At 58.5% G+C, this 15,525-nt stretch carries 5 protein-coding genes; all 5 read left to right on the top strand.

Going from position 1 to position 15,525, the window contains the following annotated elements; translation table 11 throughout:
* Positions 1-14 precede the first annotated feature (14 nt).
* Complete coding sequence (locus GC121_RS03190; RefSeq protein ID WP_151972728.1) at positions 15-1,397, top strand: EH signature domain-containing protein; 1,383 nt, start codon at positions 15-17, stop codon at positions 1,395-1,397.
* On the top strand, positions 1,391-5,206 hold the full coding sequence (locus GC121_RS03185) for a DEAD/DEAH box helicase (protein ID WP_151972727.1): 3,816 nt from the start codon (positions 1,391-1,393) through the stop codon (positions 5,204-5,206). The genes GC121_RS03190 and GC121_RS03185 overlap by 7 nt, the downstream gene beginning before the upstream one ends.
* A 106-nt stretch (positions 5,207-5,312) precedes the next feature.
* Positions 5,313-6,245 (top strand): DUF6745 domain-containing protein, encoded by a 933-nt coding sequence (locus GC121_RS03180; RefSeq protein ID WP_151972726.1) that lies wholly within the window; start codon positions 5,313-5,315, stop codon positions 6,243-6,245.
* Positions 6,242-9,538: an STY4851/ECs_5259 family protein gene (locus GC121_RS03175; RefSeq protein WP_151972725.1), complete on the top strand. Its 3,297-nt coding sequence runs from the start codon at positions 6,242-6,244 to the stop codon at positions 9,536-9,538. The genes GC121_RS03180 and GC121_RS03175 overlap by 4 nt, the downstream gene beginning before the upstream one ends.
* Positions 9,525-15,482 (top strand): DEAD/DEAH box helicase, encoded by a 5,958-nt coding sequence (locus GC121_RS03170; protein WP_151972724.1) that lies wholly within the window; start codon positions 9,525-9,527, stop codon positions 15,480-15,482. The genes GC121_RS03175 and GC121_RS03170 overlap by 14 nt, the downstream gene beginning before the upstream one ends.
* Positions 15,483-15,525 lie beyond the last annotated feature (43 nt).

Genomic DNA, 15,525 nt, shown 5'->3' with positions numbered 1-15,525 from the left:
CTGCTATTGGCCGAATGGAAGCGTTGGCTTCAGCCGGACTGGCAAAGCCTCCGACCACGCAGCCTGAGTTGCAGCGGCAGCTGGCAAAGCTTGATTCCAGCGTCGGCGAAGCCGAACCCATTGTCGAGCTGAAGCCGTTTCTTCGGAAAGCTGCCACCAATGGCGCAGCGGGATTGCCCAGGTTTCAACTTAACCGGGTATTGCGCGGCGTATGGTGTGACGATGAATTTGATGACTTGGGAGCAGCAGCACTTGCGCGCGCCGATGGTGATCATCGGCGTAGCTCCGACCAAGCCGTGATCGATGGCTACCTTACCTATTTCCCGACAGGCCGGTCAATAATGCCAATGCTTGCAGAAGCTGCCTCCCGTGCGGCCAGTCGGCATGACTGGGCGTGGCGCGAGCGTGGCGCACGGTGGGATTTGTTCAAGCCACATCTGGGCCCAGCGAACGTAGCTCGCGAATTTGTCGCGCGCGATGCGGACGGCATTGCCTCGCTGATGCGCGAGACGGGCCTTGGCGCAAACCTCGCCGCGAGCGGGTTTGGTCAGGCAACTTTCGCCGAGACCTGCAAAGCAACCGCAGAGCTTCAGCCTGCCGAAGCAGTCGGACCGCAGCGCAGTATCCTGCGTATGTTTGATACAGAAGCGCAGGCAGGACAGTTGGAACTGGTTGTCCGCGCTCTGCTCGAGCCCTGGATCAGCACAAAACCTGAGCCCGAACATCGAAAGGCGATTTCTGAGTTTCTGCTCATTCAAGTCGGTGATCCACGCTTTCAACTCAAATCGAACCGTTGGGAGCAGATTGTGGCTTCGCTCGCAGAGTCTTTTGGCAAAGAACGTGCGCGCGAGGTTACCCAGGTTTTCAAGCGCTGGCTGACTGAAGTCGCGATGCGCGAGTTCTTCCGCGCCATTGCTAAGACGACAGATCGACCTGATCAGTGGAAGCAACGTGAAGCGTTTTGGATTGCATATCTCGATGAGGGGTTGGTCACCGACGCCTGGCCTGCGCTGGGATCACGCGCGAAACACCAAATCGATTCTCTTATCCGCCAGAGTGGCGAGCGACCAGAATACGGTCAAATTCGAGGAGGTCCCTCCCAATCTTCATCCATCATTATGCAGATTGGCGACCTGCGCATATCGGAATGGAGCGATAACGGATCCTGCCGCTTCTGGAGTGACACCGATCCCGGAGCCCCGAAACTCTACGCAAAGGTCTACGACGGCGGGAAGCTGCGAACCACCAGCGGACGGTCGGATTTTGAGTATGAGTCTCATGTCCCTGCGAGTCCTGGATGGGAAGGCAAGTTCGCTGGTATCATCCATCGTCGGACGTCAATCGCCCATCCCCGTCATGGGAGAGGCCGGGGCCGCAACTGGAATGATCGATGGTAACAACCAAGTTCATTGCCACACAGAACGAGGACGGCGGTGAGACGATTGCACTTCTCCGCGAACAGCCAGGCGGGCTTTTCCGGCGAGCATCAAGCGAAATCATTCCGGTCTCGGAGTGGCCAAGAGCAGCCCCGGAAGCCGGGCAGGCCGCTCTGGCGCTGGCTCGAGCTCTCGATGAAGATGGTCAGATTAGCGAGGAAGCGAAAGGCATAGTTCTTCCACCGCAGATCGTTGCACGGCTCGATGAGGCCGACGCCTTTGCCCTCGGTCTTCCTCCGGCTACGTCGATAACCCTTCAGCTCAACTCGGGAGGTTCGCTCGCTGAAGGAACAATCAAAGTTGATACGAAATGGGTCCGCCGCGGTGGCCTGCCAGTTCGAGCGGACATCGCTGGTGCACGTCTGCGCGAAGGCGGGCGTGTCGGAAGAATTCCTGAGCCGATCTACTCGGCCTTCCAGTCCGCACTTGCAGTCAACGCGGGTGCTGATCCCGATCAGCGCCGCGCAGCTTTTGCCGAGCTTCGTTCGACGCTTGGAGACGACATCGGCACCGGCATCCAGGCGGATGGCTTTCTCGAGCGTGTTCGGATTGCCTATGCCGCGAATTTTTCACTGAGCGCAAAGACCGACCATGGGCGTTTCGACTTCGACCCAGTCCTCTTCTCTAGAAGCGAAAACGAAAGCGCTGAGGGTGACCTGGTCGACGAAGAAGAAGCGTCGCTTCTGACGCCGCAGGACAATCAGCATTTCCAGCGCCGGTTCAAGGGGCAGGAGGGCGGGCGGCGAAGCTATCTGCTCTCCGACGGCACACTTTTGTTCCTTGATCCGCTTCTCGGCAAAGCACTTGACATCGTGCGCGCCAAACAGACTGGCACGTCACAGGAGAAGCGTGAGTTTCTGCGGTCGCCGCAACGTGTTCTGCGAGAAGAGCTCAAGCTCGATGCAGGAGGCGATGACGAGGCGGCCGATCGCCTCTTCATTGAAACGCAGCAATTCTCTGAACGGGTCAGCGGGATCGAGGTCTGGCAAAAGCCCGTCTTGCCTTGGATCAAACCCCAGCCGAACAGTTGGCTGCCGGAAGGGTTTGGTTTGCGGATTGGGGATCCGCCCGACGCGCGTCATGTCGAGTTGGCTCCAGGTGAAGCCGAGACGATTGTATGCGAAGTCGAGACTGCGATTGGCGCAGGTCAGGAAACGATCGCCTGGCGCGACGGAAGCATCCCCGCCACTCCCGCGACACTGCAGGCTGCACGCGCAATCGCAGACCTAGAACGTGAGATAGCTCTCGAGGTCGGAGGACCAGGCTCGGACAGAACCGAACGCGATAGCGTCGATATTTTCTTCCTTCAGGTCGGTGAGAATTTTGAGCAGCTGGACTATGCGCGGCTGCCTCGTCCCGACGCCGAAGTGCAGAATTTCGATGCTCCCGAGCTCCCCAACGGACTGAGATCAGAACCCAAGCCTCACCAGGTGCAGGCGTTCGCCTGGCTTGCCGAGGCCTGGGAGCGCCGAATGCCGGGCGTCTTGCTTGCCGACGATATGGGGCTCGGCAAGACCTTCCAAGCGCTCATGTTCCTGCTGTGGCTGCGCAGTAAAACGCCTCACCAGAAGCCCGTCTTGATTGTCGCGCCCACAGGTCTTCTGCGAAATTGGCAAGCCGAGCTTTCGCAGCACATCGAAGAAGAGCTCATGGGGCCCGTTGTCGAGGCGTTCGGCGCAAACCTGCGCAATTTCCGTCTTGGGTCGGGGAGCGATATTCGCGGGGGAACTTCGCGTATCGATGTATCCGAATGGTCTGACGCCGGAATTGTCCTGACGACCTACGAAACGATGCGCGATTATCATATGAGCTTCGCGCGCGTTCCGTTTGCAGCCATCGTCTACGACGAAATCCAGAAGCTCAAGAATCCTGCCAGCCAGATGACGCGGGCCGCAAAGGCGCTGAATGGAAGAATCCAGATCGCTATGACGGGCACACCGGTCGAAAACCGGTTACAGGACCTCTGGTCAATTGCCGATACTGTCTATCCAGGGTTCCTCGGCTCAAGCCGGGAATTCGAGAACAGCTTCCCCGCGAACGATCTCGAGCGCCTTGGCGATCTCCAGCACCGCCTCATCGATCGCGACAAAGAACTTCCACCGTTCATGCTGCGTCGAATGAAGGACGAAATTCTCACCGGTTTGCCGGAGAAAAGGGCGCGCAAATATCCGGTCGAGATGCCGCCTTCACAAGCGCAGGCTTACGACCTCGTACTCGCGCGAGCGCGAGCGCTGCGGGAAAGCGGTGAACAGGGAGCGATGCTCAAAGTGCTGCACATGTTGCGCGGTACATCGCTCCACCCGTCGCCGCCGCGCGGAATTACCAACATCGACGATTACATCGGGCAATCTGCACGCCTGAAGAAGACCTTTGAGATCCTTGAGGAGGTCAAGCAGCGCGGCGAAAAGGCTCTGCTATTCTGCGAAGATCTTGAGATGCAGGCTTTTCTCGCAATGGCAATTCAGGAACGCTTCTCGCTCGAGCGCCGCCCGATGTGCATCAGCGGGAAGGTCGCGGGCCATAAGCGCCAGGAAATGGTCGCTGCTTTCCAGAATTCTCAAGCCGCGTTCGATGTTCTCATCCTTTCTCCAAAGGCGGGCGGCGTCGGGCTTACCATAACCGCTGCAAACAATGTGATCCACCTGTCTCGCTGGTGGAATCCGGCGGTTGAAGATCAGGCGACGGATCGGGCCTACCGGATCGGCCAGACCAAGCCAGTGACCATCCACATCCCGATGGCTGTACACCCCGACGAAGCCATTGGCTCTTCAAGCTTCGACCAGCGTCTCGACGCCCTCATGGAGCGCAAGCGTTCGCTGAGCCGGGGTCTGCTGATGCCGCCGGAGAGCGATCGCGACGTAGAGGATCTGCTTTCCGACGTACTCGATGGGCGCCCTACAACAAACAGCGATATCCGCAGTTCGGCTGTTGCCGCCGAAGAGGCGCCAATGGAGATTGAAAGCTCCCTTCAAGGTGACAGAGCTGGGTCTCCCGACCCGCTTGGCCCTCAAGTGGTGTCACCTGCGCTTGAGAAACCGGCTGGCGACAGTGCAGGCACCCCTACCTTCGAAACCCCGCGCGAAAGCGCACGGGATGGTAGGCCGCTTGATCAGGATTCGGAGATCACGGTTGATCAGGCTTTTAAAGACGCGGTCTCTGCTGGTGCGCTGTCTGAGCCTGGAGAGGTTGCGTCCAGCGATGCCGAGCATCAAGAGCGGCGCCCGATACTTTCAATACGCACACCCGTCGAAGCGGCCGAAGCGCGTGTGCAATACGTTCGGCGTGTCGTGTTTGAGCAATATGGCCAACGTGACTGGACAATTTTCGAGCAATACGTCCGCGATGCGCGAATTGGATGGCTCGAAATTCAAGATCCCTATTGTTGCGCAGACGAGCAGGCGCGCGGGCGTCTCATCAATTTCATCAGCCGCCTCGCACAGCTGGCTTCGGAGATCGCCGCAGTCCAGATCGTGACCTTCGACGCCGATTCTGTGCAAACTCGCGAGCCCGAGAGCACGCATGACCAGCGGCAAGACCTCGAAGATCGCTGGCGGCGTATGCTAGCCTCGGTTCGCCTCCATCTCGCACAGAAATCGCGGCGCTCAGGTGGCGACTTACACGATCGTTATGTCAGAGCCCAATTAGAGAATGGCGATACAATTATCTGGGATCTTGGACGTGGTATCGATGGTGTGATGAATGCGCGCTGGTCTTGTGTGGTGAACGCGTTCCACGAGAGTTCGACGTCAGGCAGTGGAGTAATGCACTGAAAGGCCAGACCTTCGTCATTGTTTCCGGAACAAAAATCAGGGATGCTTTGGAACTTCCAATGTGGGTTCGTGTCAAAGGGTAGAATTGCGCAACTGGGGGGATGATGTGGAGGGCAATACGCGCGAACGGTTTCAAGAGGGACTAATTTCGGCTTTCCAAGGCAATGAGGTTTCGGAACCAGAATTAGTCTTCTGCAACTCTGGCTTTGAAGCTCTGCTTAAAGCCACAATCCACGTTCTTTCGACGGAAATGCAAGAGGTCATGGAGGTCGAAGAACAATGGGATTTCGATACCAGAAATGTAGAGTGCGCCATTGAAGCGATTGATAGTGGCGGGTCTGTATCAGATGCCGGAGACCTGCAGGAAGGGTTCTTTGCGCTATTCACCTTGGGTGGTCTTTATTCTCGGAATGTCCTTAAGTCGGGTCCTTTTGAAACGCTCCGGTCATGGCTTGAAAGCTCGTGCCATCTCATGGTTCCGCAGGCCCCAGCTCAGGACCTAAACGTGTTCTTTGCGAATTGTCGCGGGCTTGAGGCTATGGTCGAAAATTGTGTGAGCACGTGCATAAAGACGAGGGCTTCCGAGCTTTGCAAGCCAGACATGGACACGATGGTCGACCTCTATGACACGATCGATGACGGGCTCCAAGAAGCATGGCGGCATATCCAAAGGTTGACGCCTGCTGACCTTTGCGATCCCCGGATCAAGTCACCCCTTCGATTGTGGTGGATGTACTCATACAAAAATATCGTCTGGGCAAGCGAAGGTCCCAAGCACGTGTGGCAGGATCAAATGGGCCGGTTACATCGCGATGATGGCCCGGCAGTCGAACTTGGAGAAGCGCAAGAAGGATACTTTTGGCATGGCGACCTGGTGCCCAAGCATTGGATCATGGAGGGACCCTCGCTGGATGAAGTCGCCAAAGTACGGAACTTTTTTATCGAGTATCGCGAGATTGGCCCCTACCGTGCCCAGAGCGTGATCGCCGATATCTTGCAGGCTAGAAATGACGAAGGCAGAGGGAAGCGTTCGCCATGACCCGGGACTTTAAGCGCGAGATCGATGCGGCGCGAACCGACCCGGTACAACTGCGCAAGATCGCCGATGACATACACGCAATCAGCGGTTCCCGCATTTTGATGATCCGTGCCATCCATCTGGCCCGGTCCGCAGAAAGCGGCCCGCATCCGTTGGGAAAAGTCTGCAGTGATCTTGGTATACCCCGTCCTACGGGGATGCCGCTTTACCGCTACAAGCTAGCTCCGGAGATTTTTCAGCGGATAGAAGCCAAGCTATCCGCCACTCTTGGATCAGCAATTCTGCGCCACTCTCTGGCCCCCGCTTTCGTCCTTTGGGCCGCCGACTGGTTTCGCCGCTCTTACCAAGGCGGCATCCAGCGATGGTCCGACATTGGAACCGTTTTGGGTCTCCAGCTTCCGCAGTCGGAATGGCGAGCCCTTGCGGATCGAGGCTTCGATGCCTGGGGCGTTAATCCGCTCATTACGGCGCATGGGAACCAACGACTTTCCAATCTGGCGCGACAGGGAGGATTCCCGGCAGCGGCAATCTCGAGCGGCGCCAGCTGGCCACGCCGTTACCTTGAACGGGTAGTCGGCGAACTGCTGGGAGTAGAGGTGCAGGATATCGCTAACGCTGTCTCGATCTGCGAACGTAACGATTATCTGCTTCCCTCAATCTGGCGCAGCCCGGAAATGCACGCAATCTGCGGGGAACTTGCCCTCAAGATCGTCGAGCTTCGTGCATTCATCGACAAGGAAGTGCCAGTTGACGGTCGCCCTTATTCGGCCCGGCTGGACCACGCTTACGAAGACTGGCGCGATGAACTGCCGATGACGCTCGACGGGGCAGCTGCGAGCCTCATCGATACGCTCCTTGAAGCCAGAAAGCTGACCGGAACAGGGAGTATCCGGGTCGGACGGCTGATGCGTTCGCAGGATGGTGAATGGTGCGAAAGCTTGGCTTTCCATCTCGAAGGTCGCTGGGACGACAAGGATCGTGTGCTGTCCGCAGGTGAATATGTCCGCGTGTTACTTCAGCCCTCGGGTGCCTTGGCAGACCGTATTTCCGGTCGGCTGGCTTACCTTGAGGTCGAATCAGGCAATTGCTGGGTAGCGCGCGCAATGCGCAGCGAAGCTGCGATCGATTTTCCCTTGGACCTCTCCGTCACCGCCGAATTCCATGCGCGCGGCGAAAGACTAGCCCAAAGCTTTGTCCTGCCGGGCGGCAAAGCGGTTGGGGATGGACTGCGGATATTTGAGCGGCGGACCGGAGACACGGAGCTAGGCACGTATTCCCTTATCGGTCAGGGGTCAGGTGGTTATCGCGCCGAACCAGTCTTTGTCGATGTTCCGCAGGATTGGATGCTTCGCGGCAAGGACAGCAATACAGAGATCGAAGCCGAGGACTTTGCTTTTGCACCTGGTCGCTCGCTCTACCGCTGTGCTGGCCAGATCATCGCCGAGAAGCCCAACGGCGACGCATTTCTGGTGCGGACGGGGCAGAGTGCAGATCGTAAGGATCGCCTGACCATAGTGGCCCAAGAGGCGACCGGTGTGCAGGCACCCGGCGGCGAGCGGTTGATCAAACATCCGCTGCATGCAGAAGTCGAAGACGGGGTTTCCCGGCGCACTGCAACGCGTGGAGAGGTCGGCTGGCGGTTTGCAGGGGAAAGCACTTGGCGCGATGATCTTGTCAACGCGGGCCCTGGGCATTGCGAGTTCGCCTGGCTCGATGGCGCGACCAAGCATGTTCGGGACCGGACGAATGCACTGGTTCTGCCGGCTGAATTCGCACTCAGCCAGCGGATAAATGCGGCCCATGCGGAAGTCCTTTTGGAAGGTTGGACCGGAGAAGCGGTGCTCAGCGATGAAACGCCGATTGCGGACCATCGCTGGCGGGTGCGGATCGATCCGCCCCGTCGCGCGGTGCTCGGCTTGCGCCTCACCCCCTATCATGGCTCCACTTTCGACCTCAATGTGCCTTTGCGATCGAAAGAATGGCTGACGACCTGGGATGGCGAACTTCTCAGGCGCGATACTATCGTAGGCCTCGCCGATCTTCGTGACACCGTTGCCCGCGCGCCGGGCCGTGCGATGCTGATGGGCGAAGTTGCCCATCACGCTGGAGCGTCGCTAGAGGCGAGTTGGAAGGTCGATGTCGAACTGGGCCTGTCGGCTCTGCGCAACGATATTGCCGCCTTGATGCGGCCGCTCGGCATCGATGCCCAGGTCCGGCTCGACTTTCACAACGGCAGCAATGACAACTGGTACGTCACGGAATTCGGCAATTCTCTTGAGTGGGAGCCTTCGGGAGGGCTGCGTCCGAAAACGGCCATTGTCGGCGAGGATGTCCGCGTTGGCGGCCGCTTTCTTGGTGCTCCCGAGAAAGAGGTGGATTTCGGTCCGTTTGACGGATTGCTTGGCGGCCTCGGAGGGCAATTGATCCAGCTGCCACGATTGCGCGGTCCATGGCTCGTCTATCTGCGCGAAGGTTCTCGCGTCCTCACGAGGCCAAAGTTTATCGACGGCGATCCGGTTCACGACGTTCCGCAACACAGGCTCGGCCGGGCCATGGCACAGCCTCTTTTGCAGGCGCGCGAGGACTTGGTGCGGCTGGCGGAGGAACTCGCTGCCGAGCCCATGTCTTCTGAAGCGACCCAGACCATTCGTGCAGTCATGGATTTGGCGCTGTCGCTCAATGGCTTGCCTCCGCAGACGTTCGAAATCTTCAGCAAGTTTGAGATTGCCGGTCCGCTTGCGCCGCTCCTTCTTTATCGCTGCGAGGAGCAACACCTCTCGACGATCCTCGAGCTGTTTGATGGCCTGTGCTCAAGCTGGTCTCTTTTGCCGATCAAGGCCTGGGACGCTGCCTTTCAGGCTCAAGGCAATTATCTGGTCAGCCGGCTCGATGACCCTCAGTGGGCGTTGGCAAACATCACGGAACGTCAGAACGAAATCGCGGCGCGTGCGCCGCAGCTTGCGCCACTCATTTGCCGGGACTTCTCACCGTTGAGCTGGGAAGAGCTTCGCAACCACTTCACGAGCCATACAAGCGAGGGCATCAATATGGATGCCGGCGGCTTCAACCCTTTTCGGCCTGCTTACAGCGAGCTACTGCCAAGAGAGAACTTCGTCGAAGCGCTGATGCGGGCCTTCGATGCTCCTTTCGCCGCTGCTCTGTCCGCTACCGGACGTGCTTCTCTCAAGAAGGAGCAAGTCCTCACCATCAAGGACGTCGAACGACGTCACCCCGACTATTTTGCCAAAGCCTTTGGCTATGCCCTTTCGGAGCTCAAGAATGGCCGCCAGTGATCCCCTCCCTACATCCCGATTGTCGCCGATGGAGGTGCACCAGCGGCTGAGGACTGGTCTCGCCGAAGCGGTTGTCTCGCGCGCAGGTATCCGGCACCAAGGGCTTAACGCTTTTCTCCGGAGCACTCTTGCCGGTACGGACCCCGTAAACGGTAGCCTCCTTTCCGAACAGCTTTTTCAGGCTGCTCCCGGCTATGTGTCGTCAGGAAAAAGTCCTGACCAACTTCATGCGCTGCTGCATCAGCGCACAATCGACGCGATCACGCAAACATCGGATACTGAATTACGCTTCGATTACCCTGCCTACGCGCACCAGCTGGCGGCATGGGAACTGCTCAGCACGCAAGAGCCGCATTCGGTCCTGGTTTCGAGCGGCACGGGGTCGGGCAAGACCGAGTGTTTCCTGGTCCCGATGCTCGATGATCTGGTCCGGGAGTCTGCAGAGTATGGTCCGCTGACAGGGGTGCGAGCCCTTATGCTCTATCCTCTGAATGCTCTCATTGCGAGCCAGGAGAAGCGTCTTACAGCCTGGACCAAGCCGCTCGGCGGCGCTGTCCGCTTTGCCCTCTACAACGGATTGATGGGAACGGCGCGGAAGTCCAATCGCGACAAGGCTGAGCACGAGATACCGCATCAGGTTCTTTACCGCGAAACCCTCCGGGCTAACCCACCACCGATCCTCGTTACCAACCAGACGATGCTCGAATACATGACGATCCGGCGCGAGGATCGTCCGATCCTCGACGCATCAAAAGGCAAGCTGCGCTGGATCATTATCGACGAAGCGCACAGTTACATCGGCTCGGCAGCGGCGGAGCTCTCGCTCCTGCTTCGCCGGGTAATGAACGCATTCGATGTGACGCCGGATCAGGTCCGCTTCGTTGCGACGTCGGCGACCATCGGCTCTGCTGACGACCAGAAGGCCCGCAACGACCTTCAGAAATTCCTTGCCGACATTGCTGGCGTTCCGCTTGAGCGGGCGCATGTCATTGTGGGCAAGCCTCAGCCGGTCGACCTCTCGAAGGTCCTGACAGCGTCCGATGATCCGGCAGCATCGTCGGTTGCCGAGAAGCTGGAAGGCGAGCCCCAGACCCTGGCCTCGCTTAAAGCGCTTTCGCCGGATGCCGAAAGGATTTTGCTCGATCTGTCGGCCCATAATGCAAGCGAAGCGAAGCCTGTCCTGCCGATGCGAGCACACAGCTTCACGCGGGCAGTTGCCGGGCTCTGGACCTGCATCAATGTCGATTGCCCGAGTGAGATGCGGCCCAAGGATTGGCCATTTGGCGCTGTGCTCTTCGACCATCGGGACCAATGCCCGCATTGCCAGTCGATGGTGTTCGAAATTCAGAACTGCCTCGATTGTGGCGAGCCCTTCCTTCCGGCCGATGACATGGGCGATAGGATCGTACAGCGGCGAAGTGATCATGATGCAGATGAGTTTCGCGAAGATAGCTATCGTGATCGCGATCATGATGATGACGATGAAGAAGATGAGCATGAGGGGATCGGCCATCCACGGCTGATTGCCATCAACCCGAAACCCGAAGCTACCGCGACCGCTTTCGATGTATCCAGCGGAGAGTTTACTGGCGAGGCGGGACATTTTTATCTGACCCAGCTCAATGAGGGACGTTGCCCGGCCTGTCTCGGGAACAAGCGGCGCGGGCGACCGGCCATCTTCCCCTTTCGCTTTGGCACACCATTCCTCACCCAGAATGCAGCACCAATCCTTCTTGACGGTGTGTCGCCGCATCAGGCGGAGCACGCCCTGCCGTTCGATGGCCGTCAGCTGATCAGCTTTTCGGACAGCAGGCAGGGAACTGCCCGCTTCGCTGCCAATATTGAAACCAACGGTGAGCGGGGCTTCGTTCGCGGCTTTATCTACCATGCCGTTCAGAAGGCCGCCCGGGGCAGCGACCTGACCGTTGAGCACAGGGAAGAGCTACTCAAAAAGAAGGCCGTTCTAGCGGGTTTCGTGGCAGATATGCCTGCCTTCCAAGATGATATCGCCAAGATCGACGCTGAGCTTGCTGGTGGAGCGGCAACCGGCATACCCTGGACGGATCTCGTGTCAGCGCTTGCTTCTGAGCCGGCTATTGGCATGATGGCCAAGGTCTGGGACCTTGATCGCAGCGAACGATTTCACGATAACCGGGAAGCGCTGGCCCGCTTCATGCTCTTGCGCGAACTCGCCCGTCGCCCCCGCAATGCCAACGCAATGGAAACGCTAGGGCTTGCGCGGTTACGATTCCCAGACATCGAGAGAATTGGTGTGGACAAGCTACCGCCAATCGTGAGCGAGAACGGCTACTCGATCGAGCACTGGCGCGATTTCCTGTACTATATGGTCGATTTTCTTCGGGGCCAGTTTGCCATTGAGGTGGATGAGGGCGACGCACGCTGGATGCCCGGACGGGCTCGGCCACGCAATGTGACCGGACCCGAGGAGCTTCTAGGCGAAAAGCGTGACGCTTCCTGGCCGACCGTCAATTCTAAGGGTCGCCAGCCCGACTCTATCCTTCTCTTGGCGTCAGCTCTGAACCTTGATCTTACTTCTCAGCGCGACCGCCATGAGATCAATCAGGTTATGCATGCCGCTTGGAATCAACTCTCCCCCCTTCTTTCGGGTGTTGGTGGGACATTCACCTTGCGTCTCGAAAAGAAAGCCGAGATCGAGGCGGTTGAAAGAGCTTGGCAATGCCCCCTGACTCGCCGCGCATTACCGCGTCTTGTATTCGGGAGGTCGCCCAATCTGGTACGGCCTGGAAGCAAGATCGACGGGAAAGCCGTCTTGCCGATAGAGTTTTCCAAAGTTCCGCGTACGCGACCGCTCTCGTCAGACGATAAGAAAGAGATCAGAGATTGGCTGGTTGAAGACACATCAATCCAAATCCTTCGACAGTTGCACCTTTGGACCGATCTTCACGATCAGGCAGCGCTCGGCACGCCCTACCTACGAGCCGAGGAACACAGTGCTCAGCAGCCCCCTCAACGGCTGCGCGACTTCGAGGAGCAGTTCAAGGCAGGCGATATCAACTTGCTCGCCTGCTCCACCACAATGGAAATGGGTGTGGACATCGGCTCGATCGAAGCCGTGCTGATGACCAACGTTCCACCCTCGATTGCCAACTACAATCAGCGAGCCGGCCGAGCGGGCCGCCGCGGACAGGGCTTCTCTACCAGCCTCACGATCGCCCGGAATACGCCGCTCGATCTCGAAACATTTGCTGATCCGGCTGGCTATATGCGGCGCAAACTGGCCTCTCCGCGCGTATCGCTCGATTCTGACCGGATCGCACAGCGTCACGCCAACGCTTACCTGCTTGCGCAGTGGTTCCGTGAGGTTGACGGTGAGTTCGCCAAGACAAAAACGGGGGATTTCTTCGGCTGCCGCTCGGACCTGCGTACCTTTGAAGATCTCGTGCCAGTTGACGACTTCTGCAAGTGGCTTGAACTTCCAGCGACAGCCTCGGCTACCGAGCAGGGGCTCAAACGTCTTCTCGCGGGAACTGGCCTCGCATACGATGCTGAGATCAGGAAACACACGGCAAAGATGTTCGCCAAAGAAGCCGCAAACTTCCGGCGCACCTGGCAGCGCCTCAAAGAGGATGCGGACGCGCTTGATGGTCCGGCGAAGAAGGCGATCGAGTTCCAAGCACGGCGCCTCTGCAAAGAGTTTCTTTTGAAGGAGCTTGCCAATCGTTCGCTTATCCCAGGCAGCGGCTTCCCAACAGCAGTTGTTCCATTCGACACTCTTTGTGCTGAAACCCAGAAGGCGCAGGAGCGCAATCGTTCGGAAGATGAAGGCACCCGTGACAGGCGCTACGAATGCCCTACGCGCAACGCTGATATCGCCATCCGAGAGTATGCCCCCGGGGCTGAGGTCGTTGTCGACGGTCTGGTTTGGAGGTCCGCCGGGGTAACTCTGAATTGGCTGAGCCCCATCGACAGCGGTCAGCGTGAGCCACAGAACCTTCGCTGGGCCTGGTGGTGTGATCATTGTGGCGGCGCAGGAAGCGATCACCAGATGCCCGATCACTGTGATCATTGCGGCGAGCGCAGCATTACCATTGAGCAGTTTCTTGAACCGGCCGGGTTCCGCGTCGACTGGAATGCGCAGCCGCATGCCGACACTGACCAGGCAGTTTATATCGAGCCAAAGTCTCACAAGGTCAGCGTGGGCGATGCTCTCTGGCAGCCTTTGTTGCAGCCCGAAAGTGGCCGGATCCGCGCGTCGCGCGAAGGATATATCTACAACCATTCGCGTGGTCCTGACGACAAGGGCTACGAGATTTGTCTGGAATGCGGACGGGCTGGCGACGCGGGGACCGATGCGCTGAAAGACCACAGGCCGCTTACCCCCAGAAACCAGAAGGCTATGGAGCGCTGCCCTGGCAACGACGAGGGCTACGCTATCACGGGGGCCCTCGCTTTGGGTCACGAAGTCCTCACCGACGTTGTCGAGGTCCAGTTGCCAGGTCTGGGAAGCGATGGTGCGGCCTGGGCGTTTGGCGCAGCGCTGCGCGAGGGTCTTGTGCGCTGGCTAGCGATCGAACCTCGGGAACTTGGGATTTCCGTGGCAGCTCGAGACGGCAAGCTGGGTCGCAGAGTGCCGTCGGTCTACATCTTCGATAAGGCATCTGGAGGTGCCGGATACGCTCCGAGACTTCTTGACGATATTTATCATGTCTTTGAGCGAGCGGCTCACGTCCTCGATTGCCCGAATGAGTGTGAGATGGGCTGTTCCGCGTGTGTGCTTTCTGCCGATCTCTTCAAGCAACAGGGAAAGCTCGATAGGCGTGCTGCACTCGTTGCCGTCCAGGCCTTCATTGAGAAAAATGCCGAACTGCCAGAGGAAGATCAGGCTGTTGCCGATGCAAGGCCCATTAATGATGCGGCAAACACGCTTCTGCTGAAAGCAGGCGGCGGGGACAGCATCTCTATCTTCTTGCCATCGACGTTCGATCTGGCTGAGCTGACATCAACTAAGATGCGATCGTTCTTCTCGGCAGCCTCGGTACGCGGATTGCCTGTTGCGCTGGTGCTCGATACGAAGTCGTTTGAAAGCCTAGAAGAAGTTGAGCGGAGATTCCTGCGCGATGCATCGGTGCGCTTCGAGTTTGCTCTTGGCCTGGCAAGCGCACAAGGCGTGGCATTTGGCATCGTTCGCCTCGCTGAGCTGAAATCGAGCGAGAGCATTACGGGGTTCTTCTCGCGCGATGCGAACGCGGCTCAGCCCGGAGAACTCTGGGGGGTGGGGGCAACGCACGCGGTGGTTGCCGGTACGCTGGATAGTCACACTATCTTTGAGCCAATCGACCCAGAGGAACTGGAGCGTCAGGTTGCAGCGGGTGATCAGGTTGAGCTGATGCAGGGGTTTGGCCAATGCCCTGTGAGCCAGTTTGGGAAACGCTTCGGAGCCAAGCTGAAGCACCAATTGGAGGCGGCTGGCGTCTGGAGGCCCGGCAGTCTTGTGCGGATCACCTACACCGACCGCTATCTTAACGCGCCTCTACCGATGCTTCTCTTCCTGCGGACATGCGAAGCTCTATCTGCTGACCTGAAGTCGGATAGCCCGGTCGAAGTCGATATCCTGGTCCAGCCACTGAAGAAGGATCGGCCACCCCATCGGATCTTCCATGACTGGGAGTATGAAGACGACCGAGCGGAAGTAGCCGAGCTATTGGGCGAAAAGTTTGGCCTCGATGTCGATCTGCAGGTCACGGAAAATTCCGACCATGGCCGCAAGCTCGAGCTTGAATACGCCGATGGTCAGAAGGTGTTCGTGCTGCTCGACCAAGGGTTTGGATATTGGCGCGTAGCCGGCACCCCACCGCGGCATGACTTTCGTTCGGCACCCGCTGCGCAGGCGAATGAGCTCTTGCGCGCATCGACTGCGGTCGCCGGCGTTGGGGAAAGCTATTTTGCTGTTAAGAAGGTTTGAAGCGCCGGCTCGCAGCTTTGCTGCGTTGGATCTTTTTGGAGTG

It is taken from the genome of Erythrobacter sp. EC-HK427, from assembly GCF_902498745.1.
Taxonomy (GTDB): domain Bacteria; phylum Pseudomonadota; class Alphaproteobacteria; order Sphingomonadales; family Sphingomonadaceae; genus Alteraurantiacibacter.
This window is presented reverse-complemented; position numbering and strand designations above follow the sequence as displayed.